The organism is Rhizobium sp. SG2393, from assembly GCF_042610495.1.
GTDB lineage: Bacteria > Pseudomonadota > Alphaproteobacteria > Rhizobiales > Rhizobiaceae > RU20A.
Genome location: NZ_JBHGAP010000001.1, coordinates 1824342 through 1838424 on the forward strand (window position 1 = coordinate 1824342; position 14083 = coordinate 1838424).

Below are 14083 nucleotides of genomic sequence, written 5' to 3' on the forward strand. Positions count from 1 at the left end.
CGCGCTCAGCCCTGGAGCACGGCAAGGGCTGCCGCGTGCAGCTCCGGGCTGCCGGCGGCAATGATCTCGCCGCCCATTTCCGCCGGACCGCCATCCCAGGTCGTGATGACACCGCCCGCGGCCTCGATGAGCGGGATCAGCCCGCCGACATCGTAAGGCTTCAGGCCGCCCTCGACGACGATATCGACATGGCCGGCGGCAAGAAGCGCGAAAGCGTAGCAATCGCAGCCATAGCGGAACAACCGAACCTTGCCCTGCAACGTTTCGAAGGGCTGGCGCGTCTCGCCCGGAAAGAGATGTGGCGAGGTGGTGAAGAGGATCGCATCCGACAGGCCGACGCCCCTGCGGCTTTCGAGCCGGCTCTCGCCGCCCGGCCCGCGATAGGTCGCCACGCCATCGCCGGCAAAGAAGCGCTCGCCGGTAAACGGCTGGTCCATCAGCCCCATCACCGCTTCGCCCTTGTGATAGAGGCCGATCAGCGTGCCCCAGACCGGCAGGCCGGAGATGAAGGCGCGGGTTCCGTCAATGGGATCGACGACCCAGACATGATCGCGATCCAGCCCGACATTGCCGTGCTCCTCTCCCAGAATGCCGTGATCGGGGAAATGCGCCTCGATCAGCGCCCGGATCGCCGTTTCGGCGGCGCGGTCCCCTTCGGTGACGGGATCGAAACCGCCATCCAGCTTGTTGACGACCCCGGTGCCGGTGCGAAACCGTGGCAAGGTCTCGGCACGGGCGGCGTCGGCGAGGCGATCGAAGAAGGCGCGGTCGGGAAGCATGGCAGCACTCTGCGGAAAAGACAAAAAAGGGTTCGGGCGCGACCCTATCCGCTCCCGGCACCCACGGAAAGAGCCCAGCATTGCACGAATAGAAGGCAGGCGCCTGCCGGCTTCTTCATCATCCGCAATCGTACAGCGGATTCCCGCAACGAGTCCAACGGGTGACGGAGAACCCGCCGCTCAAATTTTAGGCGCATGAAGTGCCTGATTAGTTTTTACACATTTTCCTTGACAATTGTGCGATGCAATATTAACTTGTTGGTACAGTCACTTGTGGCTGTAAATACCCTCCTTGGGTGTTTCCTCCCTAGACTTGCCGCGCCCATAGGCGCGGTTTTTTTTGTCCTGCGAAGGCGCGGCGTTTGCACAACGGCGGGTCCGCTGCCACGCCAAGTGGCAGCCTGACGTGACAGGAAAAGAGGAGAAGGGAGACCGTGGCCTATTCGGCCGCCAGCGGCATATAGGCCGCCGCATCATCCACATGGGCGGCAAGCGCAGTCACGAAGGCCCGCATATCGGCGGCAAGATGCGCGAACGCCGGCTTTTTCAAGAGCGTTCCCTCGTCGATGTAAAGGCCACGATTGATTTCGATCTGCAGGGCATGCAGCCCCCGCGCCGGACGACCATAATGCTCGGTGATGAACCCGCCGGCATAGGGCTTGTTGCGCGAAACGGTGTAGCCCATTGCCTCAAGAAGCTCGACCGCAACCCGTGACAATTCCGCCGCGGCGCTCGTGCCGTACCGGTCACCGATGATGAAATCCGGCCTCTGCGTGGATCCCGTCACCCGGATATTGGCTGGCATGGAGTGGCAGTCGATCAGGATCGCCATGCCGAAGGCGACGTGCGTATGCGCGATCAGCCGGCGCAGGCAGGCGTGATAGGGCTTGTAGATACCCTCGATCCGCGCCAGCGCATCGTCCACCGGCAGGCGATGGCGATAGATCTCCATGTTTTCCGCCACCAGTCGCGGAACCGTGCCGAGGCCACCGGCAACACGGACCGACCCCGTATTCGCATGCGGCGGCAGCGGACCGTCGAACATGCGCGGGTCAAGCTCGTAGGGCTCGCGATTCACATCGAGATAGGCGCGCGGGAAGTGGGCGAGCAGCAAAGGCGCCCCGAAATCGGAGACGAAGTCGAAGATCTCGTCCACGTAATGATCTTCCGACCGGCGGATGGCATGGCCGTCCAGCCGCGACTGACGAAGGAAAGACTGTGGATAGATCCGCCCGCTATGGGGTGAGTTGAACACGAATGGAACACGCTGAACGCCGGGGTCGATCACCTCGAAAGGCTTTCCCCCGAAGGACTTATCGTCGAAGAGCTCAGTCTGGTCGTCTCCGCCCGCCATCGCTCCCCTTTACCATGTCCTCAATCGGCTGCGTCGGTCATGTTGCCAGCCACATGGAGCTGTGTCCATAGTGTTTCAACGGTGGAAACGGGCTTGATCAGGCGGATTCACCGCATATTTACACTTGGGGTGGCTTAGTGATGCACACACCTCAGCAAAATTGTGACGGACCATGGCAGACCAGATGAGCCAGAAGATTCTTCTCGCAGAAGACGACAACGACATGCGGCGCTTCCTCGTGAAGGCGCTGGAAAAGGCCGGCTACGAGGTCACCTCCTACGACAATGGCGCCAGCGCCTATGATCGTCTGCGCGAGGAGCCCTTCTCGCTGCTCCTGACCGATATTGTCATGCCCGAGATGGACGGTATCGAACTGGCGCGCCGCGCCACCGAGCTCGATCCGGATCTCAAGGTCATGTTCATCACCGGCTTTGCCGCCGTCGCGCTCAATCCGGACTCCAAGGCTCCGAAGGACGCAAAGGTTCTCTCCAAGCCCTTCCACCTGCGCGACCTCGTCGACGAGGTGAACAAGATGCTGGCCGCCGCCTGAAAAAGGCGCGGCTGCGGCTTCTCCACAGCTCCGCAAAAAATCCGTCACAAACCTATTGACGCGATTACGGGTTCTGTGGTGTAAGCCGCCCATCGAATGGGCGTGTAGCTCAGCGGGAGAGCACTACGTTGACATCGTAGGGGTCACAGGTTCAATCCCTGTCACGCCCACCATTCGATCTCCCAAGCTTGAAAACGTCCTGAAAAATCGTCAGGAGCATGTTTTCAGGCATGAGGCAAACGGATCCGTCTGACAATTACCACGGATCCACCCCCCCCTTCTCCTGCCTGCATGCTGCGACCGACCGTCCGGTGATGTCCGGCCTCCTCATCTGCCGGTTGACACCCGTGCGCTTCCGGCGCACCTGAACAGCGAAGAAGAGCAAGGGAATTGCATCGCTACAGAGCAAGTGCCCTTGGCGGGGAGGAAGCATGATGGACAAGAAGGTGCTGGTCGCCGGCGGCGCGGGCTACATCGGATCGCACACCTGCATGAAGCTTTCCGAAAGCGGCTACACCCCCATTGTCTTCGACAATCTCACCAACGGCCATGAGGAATTCGTGCGATGGGGCCTGCTGGAGCGCGGCGATATCCGCGATCCCCAGCGCCTGGCCGAGGTGATTGCAGCGCACAAGCCCCTTGCCATCCTGCACTTTGCGGCGCTGATCGAGGTGGGTGATTCCGTCACCAATCCCCTCGCCTTCTACGAAAACAATGTCATCGGCTCGCTGAATCTGCTGCAGGCGGCGATCAAGGGTGGCGTGAACCACGTCGTCTTCTCCTCGACCTGTGCCACCTACGGCCTGCCGGAAACCGAAACGCTGGACGAGACCCACAGCCAGAAGCCGATCAACCCCTATGGCCGCACCAAATGGATCGTGGAGCAGGCCATCCGCGACTACAGCGATCTGCTCGGCCTGCGCGCTGTCATGCTGCGGTACTTCAACGCCGCCGGTGCCGATTTCGAAGGCCGGATCGGCGAATGGCACCAGCCGGAAACCCACGCGATTCCGATCGCCATCGAAGCCGCCCTCGGCCGTCGTCGTGATTTCAAGATCTTCGGCACGGATTACCCCACACGCGATGGCACCTGCGTGCGCGACTATATTCATGTGCTCGATCTCGCCGATGCCCATGTGCGGGCAGTCGACTACCTGCTGGCCGGCGGCAAGACGGAGGCGATCAACCTCGGCACCGGGGTCGGCACCACCGTCAAGGAACTGCTCGACACGATCCGCACCGTGTCGGGCCGCGCCTTTCCGGTGGAGGAATCAGCCCGCCGGCCGGGCGATTCCACCCTGCTGGTCGCCGACAACAAGAAGGCCGCAGCCCTGCTCGGCTGGGCGCCGCGCTACGGCATCGAGGATATCGTCCGCTCCGCCTGGAACTGGCACACGAAGCACAATGCATCGCACTGACGCGCGCCCCTGACCGCCCCGACGACCGGTCTTGACGAAAACGACCGGCCAGGCGCGTTAACAATAGTCACATCCAACGGGTAGAGAGATCCCGCATGGCGTGCCCGGCATCTGTACAGGTGCCGGACGAGACAGTAGTGTCGCGCCATTGCAGACAATGTTTACCCGCAACGCGGGACATGTTCATTTTTAAACTACCGTTGAAGAAGGCTTGTTTTTCCCATGAAGATTGCCGTGATCGGTCTGGGCTATGTTGGCATTTCCAACGCCGTCCTGCTTGCACAGAACCACGATGTGGTCGCCCACGATATTTCCGAGGCGCGTGTCGATATGGTCAACCGGGGCATATCCCCCGTCGAGGATGCGGACGTCAGTACCTTCCTGGCCACGAAGCCGTTGAAGCTGACGGCGACGAGCGACAAGGCATCTGCCTACACAGGCGCCGACTACACGATCATCGCGACACCCACCAATTACGACCCGAATGCCAATTTCTTCGACACATCCTCGGTCGAGACCGCCATCCGGGATGCGCTGACCTTCAATCCACAGGGTACGATCGTGGTAAAATCGACGATCCCCGTCGGCTTCACCGATCGCGTGCGCGCCGAATTCGGCACAGACACCATCATCTTCTCGCCGGAATTCCTGCGCGAGGGCCGCGCACTCCACGACAACCTGCACCCCTCCCGCATCATCGTCGGTGACCGCAGCGATCGCGGTCGCATCTTCGCGGAATTGCTGCATGAGGGCGCCGTCACGAAGTCCGTGGAGATCCTGCTCACCGGCTCAAGCGAAGCCGAGGCGATCAAGCTCTTTTCCAACACCTATCTTGCCATGCGCGTCGCCTTCTTCAACGAACTCGACACCTATGCCGCCACGCGCGGCATGGACAGCCGCGAGATCATCACGGGCGTCTCGCTCGACCCGCGCATCGGCAATTATTACAACAATCCCTCCTTCGGCTATGGCGGCTACTGCCTTCCGAAGGACACAAAGCAGCTTCTGGCCAATTACGACAACGTGCCCCAGAACCTGATCCGCGCGATCGTCGATTCCAACTCGACGCGCAAGGACTTCATCGCCACAGACATCATCCGCCGCAACCCCAAGACCGTGGGTATCTATCGCCTGACGATGAAGGCGGGCTCGGACAATTTCCGCGACTCCTCCATTCAGGGCGTCATGAAGCGGCTGCGCGCCAAGGGCATCGAAGTCGTGCTGTACGAGCCGATGCTGAAAGAGGACACCTTCTTCCGCGCCCGCGTCCTGCGCGACGTCAACGCCTTCAAGGCGGAATCGGATGTCATCATCGCCAATCGCATGAGCGACGACATCCGCGACGTCAGCGAGAAGGTCTACACCCGCGATCTCTTCAGCAAGGACTGATTGATCGTCGCGAGGCCATGGAGCCTCTGCAGCGAAAGTGCGCCGCCGGTTTCGCGTCCGGACCGCGTCAAACAAGCATAGACAGCACTGAAGGTGACCGCAGGATCACCTTCAGTGCGCCATAATCTGTATTGCCGCATCGGCTCTATTTCGAAGCGATGACGCTCCCGCTGGACATGCGCCGGCCCCACCAAAAGCCCGACCGTCGGCAGGGATGACCGGACTTCCGGATCAGCGCGACAGGACGACCGACAACTCACCGTCCTTGATGCGCACACCGGCCAGCCGGCCCGTCTGGTAGGCGCACAGATCCACATTGATGCGCTTTCCGGAAAGCTCGATCCGCTCTACCGGCGTGTGCCCGTGCACGATCGTATGGGTGCCCCTGTAGAGGCTCCAGTCGAAATTGCGTGGGCGGCTGGTCATCAGCACCGCATCGTCCTGGTCATCGAGCGGCAGAGCCGGGTCGATGCCGGCATGCATGAAGCAGAACGTGCCCACCGTCGCCATGACCGGCAGGTTGCTGAGGAAATCGATGTGCTCGTCGGGAATATAGGCCTTCAACTTGGTTGCCAGGCCACGCGCGGCCGTATCGGGATAGATCCCGTACGAAGCCAGCGTCTCCCAGCCGCCAAGTTCAAGCCAGGGCGACTCCTTGCTCGGGGACGCGAGGAAATCCACGAACATCTGATCGTGATTGCCCTTCAGGCACAACCGGCGAAACCCTGCCGGAAGCGGCGTCAAGAGCCTGTCGATCACACCGGCCGAAGCCGGGCCGCGATCGATATAATCCCCCAGAAAGATCACCAGCTTCTCGCCCGCCAGATCGGACCCGTCAGCCAGGATCACGTCCTCCATCCGCTCCAACTCCTCCTCGCAACCATGGATATCGCCAACGGCGTAGATGGCGCTGTAGAGGGGGGAGAGCGTGATGCGGGCACTGCGCGGCTTGGCAACGATGGCGTCAGGCGCAACAGGCTTGCGGAAGAATGACGATAGAAACGAGCTCATGCTGGATATCTCAAACGAATGCGAACATCGTGACGAACGTCAAACGCCTCTTCCGACATCGTCATGAAAGGCGTCGTTGAGCAGCGACGGGGCGAACGGGTTGCGCGCCCCCTTCCCTCTGCTTCAACGTCACGATGCCTCCCGTTCCCAGAAGAACAAGGAACCAGATGGACGGCGTCGCGCCGGACGTGCCTTCGAAAAACGAGTGAAGGATCAGGCCCATCGCAATCGCAGCACGTGTGGCCTGAAGCAGGTTACGATCTCGCAACGCGATACGCGCCGACCCGACCAACACACTCAGGAGCCATGTTGCGAAAACAATCAGACCGGGATAGCCGAGCTCAACCAGCAGTGCCACGTAGCCGCTATGGGGCGTCTGGATGTTCGGGAGCTTCAGCGTTTGACGAATATATCCGAGCATGCCTTCATTCTGCGCGATGGTTGCCCAGCCCCAGCCGGTCCAAGGTTTCTGTTCGGCAAAGAACAAGAAGGCCTGCCATATGCCCGTTCTCCCGGTAAAGGTCAGGTCACGCCCAAGGGATTCGGTGACCAGCGGCAGGATGACATTCGCAAAAGCGATGACTGTGGTCATGCCGATCAGGAAAATCGAGATGCGCAGCGCAGCCGATACCCCCATGCGCGCGATGAGCTCAATCTGCAGGATAACCGCAACCATGACGAAGCAGACGGCAAGCGAGGTCGCCGAACCTGCGAAAGCCAGGCACGCAAGCGCAGAAAACGCATAGAGAAGGTGGCGCCAACTCAGGCTCCAGCGAAACCGATAGAGACCGAACAGCAGGACGAAAAGAACGGCACTCATTTCGCCGAGGCTGTTCTTGTGACCAAAAAGCCCGCGCCAACGCCCGGAGTCGAAACCCGACATGACCCCGATACTGGTGAAGGATGCCAGCATCGAGAGGAAGATGATGACGCCGAGCACTTCGGCAATCAACGCAACAAATCGTGCCTGCCCAACCTTGCCGCGATAATAGATCGCAGCAACCAACATGAGGAACTCGGCTCTGACAAATCCGAACGTGTTGATCGGTGAATAGGAGAAGTAAATATTTACAAAGCCAATCAGAAAAAACAGCAGGACCAGCTTTTCTTCCAAAAGCGCCGCGAGGCGGCCAACAAAGAAGAGACGCGTCAAAAAATAGACGCCGGCGCCAAAATTCAAAAAGTTGAGAACTTCAATGCCCGGAGCACGATCAAGAGTGCTCAGGGATGGATAGTACCAGGCATGGGAGAGCCATATGATGGCGATCAGAATGCAGACAAAGTCCAGGACGTTCAATATCAGTGAAGAACTCGATGAGAAAACCTCGCCCCTTTGGCGGACGGCAATCCGCTCGGCATCTCTCTTCTGAAAATTCGCAGCGATACTCATCCAGATTGACCTATCAATTGCCGCGCCAAGCCGCGTTTTCGAGCCGAAATGACGTGCACGCTTTGGAGAGTCGGCTCGTACAGTTCCGCAGACATGTGAGTTCCCGGCACCAAAGCGGCGCCTTTGCTTGCCAACATCAATGCTTCAGGTTTGGCGCATCTGTATAAACAAACTGTTGAAACGCCTTCTAATCGCATCCGTATGACGTTCTGTGAAGTGCGCGAAGACGAATGCTACGACAATGCATAAAACAAATGGCCAGAGAACATACATCCATTCAGACGGCGTTGTGAGATTCACCAGCACAGCGCTACCTGGACTTTGATGAACACGCATCGCCGTGATCAGATTCAGGATCGGGACATGGGTACAGTAAAGGGAAAACGAGAACGACGCGAGAAAGACATTCACACTCGCCAGGGGAGGACGCTTCAAGGATGAGAACCGCATCGCTGCGAGGAGATTGCAGAAGATAATCCCGAGAAGGAGATCGATGCCGAACGACCCCAGGGGATTTGCGTCCCACCATGCCCGTCGAATGCCCAGGCGAACTGCCAAAAGGAAAACGACAAGCACGGCCGCCCAAAAGAGGGATGACCGCACGAAAGGCTTCGGCGTCGATGCCGACCAGACGCCAAGCAACCAGATCAGGAAGTAAGGTCCAAGTTTCGAACCATCAAACTGGTAGACAGACAAGAGAGCAAAAAAACTGCAGACGGCGAGTGCAATTGCAATACGCCCCACCGTGTTTGCATAGACGGCGGCGGCGGCCAGCGCCAGAAACCCGATATAATACCAGAACTCGTTGAAGAGCGACCACAAGGGACCGTTTCCGGCGAACTGTTGGCACGCGAATGTCTGCATGAAGAAGACATTGCACAGCAACGTACCCGGCGATCCGCTTTGCGAAAGCTGCGCAGAAAATACGCCGGTCTTGTCGGCCTCGTAGACACTGATGCTGATCCAGAAGCAGATGAAGCTGAGCAGAAAGGCGGGCAACAAGACTGTCCAGAGGCGAATGAAGCGCTTGGTCAGATAGGAAGGAACATTGATAGCGTTGGTCTTCTTCACTTCGCGAACGAGTGCGCCCCCAACCAGGTAACCGCTCAGCACAAAGAACACCATGACGGCCTGGTGCGAGAAGCCGGATAGGAAACCCGCCGCGAGACTGGCGATGTTTCGCTCACCCGCCGGAACGTCTGCCAAGGGTGTCACAAAGCGATTTGTAAGGTGAGCGTAAAGCACCAGCAACGCTGCAACCCATCGGAACAAATCGAGCCACTGGGAGAACGCTTCATCCTTCACATCGCTCAACGCATGTGACGCAATGGCTCTCTTGTTCGCAGGATCATGTTGTACCGACATGATTCAGACGTTCCCTCTTGTGCACATCGCAAATCGACTTTTTTCAACGGCCATGAATAAAATTGTCTTGGGCATGGATCGGCACATTGCTACCAACCCTTTTTCTTCAAGAATTCTGAAACGGTCTTTGCAATCACGGTATCGCCTGCATCATTCAGATGCAGTTGGTCGCTTCTCAGGGATCGCGGCGGAACATCGTCGGCAATATCCGCCATGTCACCCGGGTCATTTGGATTGGCAGCCGCCAGCAACTGGCTACGGACGTCGATGTACTTGTCACCATACCGTTTCGACAGCGTATCGTTCAATCCCATGATGATCTTGTAACCGTCGAGATCCTTATGCTCCGGCGGATAATCCCCGTTCAGAATGGACAGAACCGCGAAGCGTCCGCCCACAACGCGATTGGCGACACTCTCGATGTCGGCCAGAACTCTATCAGTGTCCTTGTAGTTGTTGCGGCCCATCCAGATGATGTTCACGGCAGCATTCATGAAGTTGTCGGGTTCGGCGCGTTCACGGATCTGAATGCTGGTCTGCCCTCCAATACCGCCATTGAACACGACACGGTTCTGCAGGGCCTCCAGCTGTGACGGGTAGCTGGTCGTTGTCGCAAGTGGACTGCGACCGCGATTTCGCACGCCTTGTGTAAGGCTGTCGCCGAAGCACACAATGGGGGTCATGCTCGCGATGAGGTAATCGCGCACGACAGCATTGAAGGCACGCATCTCGCCTTCATCGAGACCACCGCCGACGAAGGCAAACGCGTACGTCTCTTCGCTAAAGCGAGAGCCCGCGCGACCGATAAGGATCTCGTCATCCATGAGCTGCGTGGCGGGACGGGTTTCCGAGACAAGGCGCATCCCATTCTTTACGACGGAAACCGAATACGATGCCTCGCGGTTGAGAATGACCAGGCCAGGAAGCAGGCCGGACATGGGCGGGCCATTGAGAGGAGCCCCCTCGTCATTCAAGAAGCCGCTTGGCGCCTCTGCAGGCACCTGCCGTGTCTTGAGACGCAAGTTTCCGTCGATCGCACCGAGGGCATAGGAATTGCCTCCATTGGTGTTGATCGCGCAGAACACCCCAATCATTGCCGATTGAAGTGTGAAAACCAGGTCTCCGGCGTTGGGGCGAATTCCCGTCCGCAGAAAGCCCGTCGATCCGTCACCGCGAAGGCCGAATCCGGGCCGGTGGGTCGTGTTGCCCTCGAGCGTCAGGTTGAACTTTTGATCTTTAATGTTCAGGAGAGCGCGCTGAGGTGTTTCGGCCTGCAGATCCCACAAGGCGTCCAACTTGTCCCAGAGGCCGTAGCCTTTGAGACTGACAATCAGGGCATTCAATGCGGCCGCCTGAAGAGATGATGGCTGGCTCTCGCAACGCGCAAGGTACGCCTGTGTCGAAGGGTCAAACTGGTCGTCCCCGACAAATCGGTTGGCGAGAAAGGCGGCAGCCCCCGCGCCGACGAGCGCAGATCCAATCAGAAATCCGCGGCGCGATGAGATAAAAGCCATTATCTACTCCAAGCTGGCATGGGCCAGCAGTTTAAGCAATCAATGAAAGACTTAGAGCATGTCCCCCCGAAGCGTGACCGCTTCGGCATCGGACAATGCGGCAAAAACAAAAGCATAGATCATTGGGCGTCATCGTTCGATCACCCGACGTATTCCAGGCTGCGAAGTTGGCGCCATTCGCGCTGCGGGAACCGTATCACGCATGCGCCGTCACGCCCCACATCATTTTCCGAAGATGGCAAACAACGGCCACGCCGAAGTCGATATCTGACGACAGCGCTCCCGGGATCGCCTGGTCGTCACGGCTGGCGGCATCCCTGCTGTCAGGCATCATCCCCACGGCATGACGGCCACCATCAATCCTGGAGAGAGGCTGCGGGCCGCGGAAAACGGAACTGCCTTGCTGCGACCGGGCTCTCTCAACTTGGATTTCTGGTTGCATCTGAAGATCCTGACAATCCGACGACCGACCCACTCTCGATGATCTGCACGACACCCCGGCGTCATTGCCGTTGCGATACGCACGCTTCCAACGCCCCACGCACGCCATCGGCAAAGATCTGGCGCCGCATCTCGACCCAGGAGGTCGCCGCTGCGACATCCGCTTGCGGGCGCGACGCAACGACCGATGCGAGGGTCTCGGCAAACGCCGACGGCTCGTCAGCGACGTGTACATATGCGGGCAGGTGAGCAAGCCCACGCACACCGAGCGTGGTACTGACAACCGGCACGCCCGTCGCGATTGCCTCGATGGTCTTCAACTGAATGCCTGCGCCAGTGATGGTTGGAACAGCAAGAACGCGGGCCTCGCGCATGAAGATGACGGGATCATCGACGAAGCCGACCCCGGTGAGGTTCGGGAAGCATCCGTTCGCCACCTCTGATCCGCGCCCGCCAACCCGCACGGTGATGGAGGCAGGAATATGCGGCATGACCTCGTCGATGAACCACCGCAGGCCGCGCCCGTTGACCTCCCAGGCCCAGGTACCGAGCATGCCGACATCGGCCACCGTGGCGATCGGCTCACGGCTCGCCTCGATGCGGCGGCCCGGCAGTTCCATAGTCCGGGCTTTTTGCGTGCCTGCAAAGCCGTCGAAAACCTTCCGCTCGGCCTCGGTCAGCGTCCAGACCTGGGCGCAGGTACGGGCGAGTTCCTGCTCTATGCGGCCGATCAGCGCCGCATCGCGCTTGAGTAAAAACCGCTTGAGCGAACCATGGGCTGACACTTTGGCCGCCTGAGCCGCGTAGAGCTCGCTCTCGACGTTGTGCGCGATAAACACGAGAGGAACGCCGTAGCGCTTGAGGACCGGCAGCAGCCAGCCCATCTGCGCGTGATCGATAACGATCAGATCCGGTCGGGCCTGCTGCGACGTCTGCGCAAATATCTTGGCGAAGCGTGGCGAATGGAATTTCTCGCACACATAGGGCCGCCCGCTGGCGAGTGCCCCCGCCATCCAGCCATAGGCTTTCAGTCCCGACGCCGCAGTCTCGATCGGCCGCCGTTCGACCGTAAGACTGCCTGTCGGCACCGGCGACACGTCGCCTTCACGCGCAAAGCCGAAAACCGTCACACGGTTGCCGCTTGCCCGCAGGGCATCAATAAAGGCCTGTGAAGCGATCTCGCCGCCACTGGTCTCAAGCTGCGGCAGCACCGTGGTCACGAACCATATATTCATGCCTCTCTCCTGCCGGACTGACGCGCAAGAACACGGTCGTAAATGGCCTCGAGCTTCTGCGTCTGCCGACGTATATCGAAGTCACGCCGTACGAATTCGTAAGCCGCCTGCCCGGCCTGTGCAGCACGCGCGGCATCGGCCAAATAGGAGAGATAGGCATCGGCAAGGTTCTTGGCCGAATGCGGGTCCACCGCCAGGCCGGTCTCGCCGGGCACGAGAGACTCCGCCGTTCCGGTTTCGATAGACGTCACGACCGGCACACCCATCGCCTGTGCTTCTATCAACACAAGCCCGAAGCCCTCGGAATCGCCGTCGCTCGCTTCCCGGCTCGGCATGGTGAAGACACGCGCGGTCGACATCAACTGCATGACCTGCGCATGCGGCAACGCGCCGTGGTAAGTGATGTTCACGCGCTCGCGAAGCGCCGCCTCCACGAGAGATCGGAGCGGACCATCGCCTGCAATATGAAGCTCCGCTTCCGGAAGCTCACGCTGCACCAGCGCGAAGGCCTCCAGCACCTTGTCGAGCCCCTTCTTCTCGACGAGGCGGCCGGCATAAACGATGCGGGGCGGCGAGCCGGCTATGTTTGCGGGGGCAACGGGCGGAATTGCGATACCGAGGTAATGGGTAGACACGGCCTTGGCGGCAAAACCCTGCTGCAGCAGCTTGCCTCGCAGATAATCGGAGACGGGCAGGACAAGTTCACCGGATTTGACGAGACCGCGCCGGGCCAAGGCATAAAGCGCGCCGTAACCGGATGTCATCTTCTGGCGCCGCGTCACGTCATAGCCGTGTCCCGTGGTGATGACGGGAATCCCGGCACGCTTGGCGTAGGGGAGGATGAAGGCGCCGCCCATCATGTAATGCGCGTGGATGAGGTCGGGCTTCAGCTCGGCAATCAGCCTGTCCATCTTGCGGCTGAACCCGAGGCGAAACAGCAGCCGTTCGAGGCGCGCCGGTTTTCCCGGCGCGATCAGGTGGCGGCGCGGCACATCGGGATGGCTGTCACCGGTTTTTTCGACGGCCACCAGCGTATAGCGGTACCGCTCCAGAGACCGGCAATGGGCCGCGATGAAGGTTTCGGAAAGTGCCAATGCCCCTTCCGCAAACACCATGACGTGCTGTGTCATATCGCCCTGTTACCCGTCTGGTGAGCGTCGGTCGGAAAAGGGCAAGGGCGCGCACGCCCCTGCCCCGGACCCTGCGATCAGGCAGCCGACTTGTTGCCGGCGCTGTTCGAACGGATCTGCGCTTCGATCCAGGCATAGGTCTTTTCGAGACCGGCGCGCAGCGTGGCGCCGGGCGCCCAGCCGAGCTTTTCCTCGATCAGACGGTTGTCCGAGTTGCGGCCGCGCACGCCCGTCGGGCCGGGAATGTGGTTCTTGTGGATCTTCTTGCCGGCGATGTCGGCAACGATGTCCACGAGCTGGTTGATCGTGACCATCTCTTCCGAACCGATATTGACCGGGCCCTCGAAATTCGACCGCGTCAGGCGGATCGTGCCTTCGATGCATTCGTCGATGAAGAGGAAGGAGCGCGTCTGGGCGCCGTCACCCCAGATCTCGATCTCGCCATTGTTGGCAGCCAGCGCCACCTTGCGGCAAATCGCGGCCGGAGCCTTTTCCTTGCCACCCTGC

At 59.9% G+C, this 14083-nt stretch carries 13 protein-coding genes and 1 tRNA gene; 4 read left to right on the forward strand and 10 right to left on the reverse strand.

Features of this window, described 5'->3' with window-relative positions:
• Window positions 1-5 precede the first annotated feature (5 nt).
• On the reverse strand, window positions 6-779 hold the full coding sequence (gene hisN, locus ACED18_RS08645; RefSeq protein ID WP_377290924.1) for a histidinol-phosphatase: 774 nt from the start codon (window positions 777-779) through the stop codon (window positions 6-8).
• A 439-nt stretch (window positions 780-1218) separates the two neighbouring features.
• On the reverse strand, window positions 1219-2133 hold the full coding sequence (locus tag ACED18_RS08650) for an N-formylglutamate amidohydrolase (protein WP_377290926.1): 915 nt from the start codon (window positions 2131-2133) through the stop codon (window positions 1219-1221).
• Between the two features lie 184 nt (window positions 2134-2317).
• Here ACED18_RS08650 and cpdR1 point away from each other — a divergent pair, with 184 nt between their 5' ends.
• The 4 genes from cpdR1 to ACED18_RS08670 all read left to right on the forward strand — a co-directional run bounded on the left by cpdR1 (window position 2318) and on the right by ACED18_RS08670 (window position 5490).
• On the forward strand, window positions 2318-2683 hold the full coding sequence (gene cpdR1, locus ACED18_RS08655; RefSeq protein ID WP_149738130.1) for a response regulator CpdR1: 366 nt from the start codon (window positions 2318-2320) through the stop codon (window positions 2681-2683).
• A 98-nt stretch (window positions 2684-2781) separates the two neighbouring features.
• Window positions 2782-2856 (forward strand) — tRNA-Val (locus ACED18_RS08660).
• Window positions 2857-3117: 261 nt separating this feature from the next.
• Window positions 3118-4101 carry a UDP-glucose 4-epimerase GalE gene (gene galE, locus ACED18_RS08665; protein ID WP_377291133.1) on the forward strand — a complete coding sequence of 328 codons (984 nt, stop codon included), beginning with the start codon at window positions 3118-3120 and terminating at the stop codon, window positions 4099-4101.
• Between the two features lie 222 nt (window positions 4102-4323).
• Window positions 4324-5490 carry a nucleotide sugar dehydrogenase gene (locus ACED18_RS08670; RefSeq protein ID WP_377290929.1) on the forward strand — a complete coding sequence of 389 codons (1167 nt, stop codon included), beginning with the start codon at window positions 4324-4326 and terminating at the stop codon, window positions 5488-5490.
• Between the two features lie 231 nt (window positions 5491-5721).
• On the opposite strand, the gene ACED18_RS08675 is transcribed toward ACED18_RS08670, so the two are convergent.
• The 8 genes from ACED18_RS08675 to ACED18_RS08710 form a co-directional block, all read right to left on the reverse strand.
• Window positions 5722-6501 carry a metallophosphoesterase family protein gene (locus ACED18_RS08675; RefSeq protein WP_377290931.1) on the reverse strand — a complete coding sequence of 260 codons (780 nt, stop codon included), beginning with the start codon at window positions 6499-6501 and terminating at the stop codon, window positions 5722-5724.
• 61 nt (window positions 6502-6562) lie between these two features.
• Complete coding sequence (locus ACED18_RS08680) at window positions 6563-7891, reverse strand: O-antigen ligase family protein (RefSeq protein WP_377290933.1); 1329 nt, start codon at window positions 7889-7891, stop codon at window positions 6563-6565.
• A gap of 144 nt (window positions 7892-8035) precedes the next feature.
• Window positions 8036-9256, reverse strand: coding sequence for an acyltransferase family protein (locus ACED18_RS08685; protein WP_377290935.1), 1221 nt, complete (start codon window positions 9254-9256; stop codon window positions 8036-8038).
• An 89-nt stretch (window positions 9257-9345) separates the two neighbouring features.
• Window positions 9346-10770, reverse strand: coding sequence for an SGNH/GDSL hydrolase family protein (locus ACED18_RS08690; protein WP_377290937.1), 1425 nt, complete (start codon window positions 10768-10770; stop codon window positions 9346-9348).
• 196 nt (window positions 10771-10966) lie between these two features.
• Complete coding sequence (locus tag ACED18_RS08695) at window positions 10967-11212, reverse strand: hypothetical protein (RefSeq protein ID WP_377290939.1); 246 nt, start codon at window positions 11210-11212, stop codon at window positions 10967-10969.
• A gap of 61 nt (window positions 11213-11273) precedes the next feature.
• A complete protein-coding gene (locus ACED18_RS08700; RefSeq protein WP_377290941.1) occupies window positions 11274-12446 on the reverse strand; it encodes a glycosyltransferase in 1173 nt (390 codons plus the stop codon).
• Window positions 12443-13576, reverse strand: coding sequence for a glycosyltransferase (locus tag ACED18_RS08705; RefSeq protein WP_377290943.1), 1134 nt, complete (start codon window positions 13574-13576; stop codon window positions 12443-12445). The genes ACED18_RS08700 and ACED18_RS08705 overlap by 4 nt, the downstream gene beginning before the upstream one ends.
• A gap of 77 nt (window positions 13577-13653) precedes the next feature.
• Window positions 13654-14083: NAD-dependent epimerase/dehydratase family protein (locus ACED18_RS08710; protein ID WP_377290945.1), on the reverse strand; the 430-nt coding region annotated here is incomplete at its 5' end.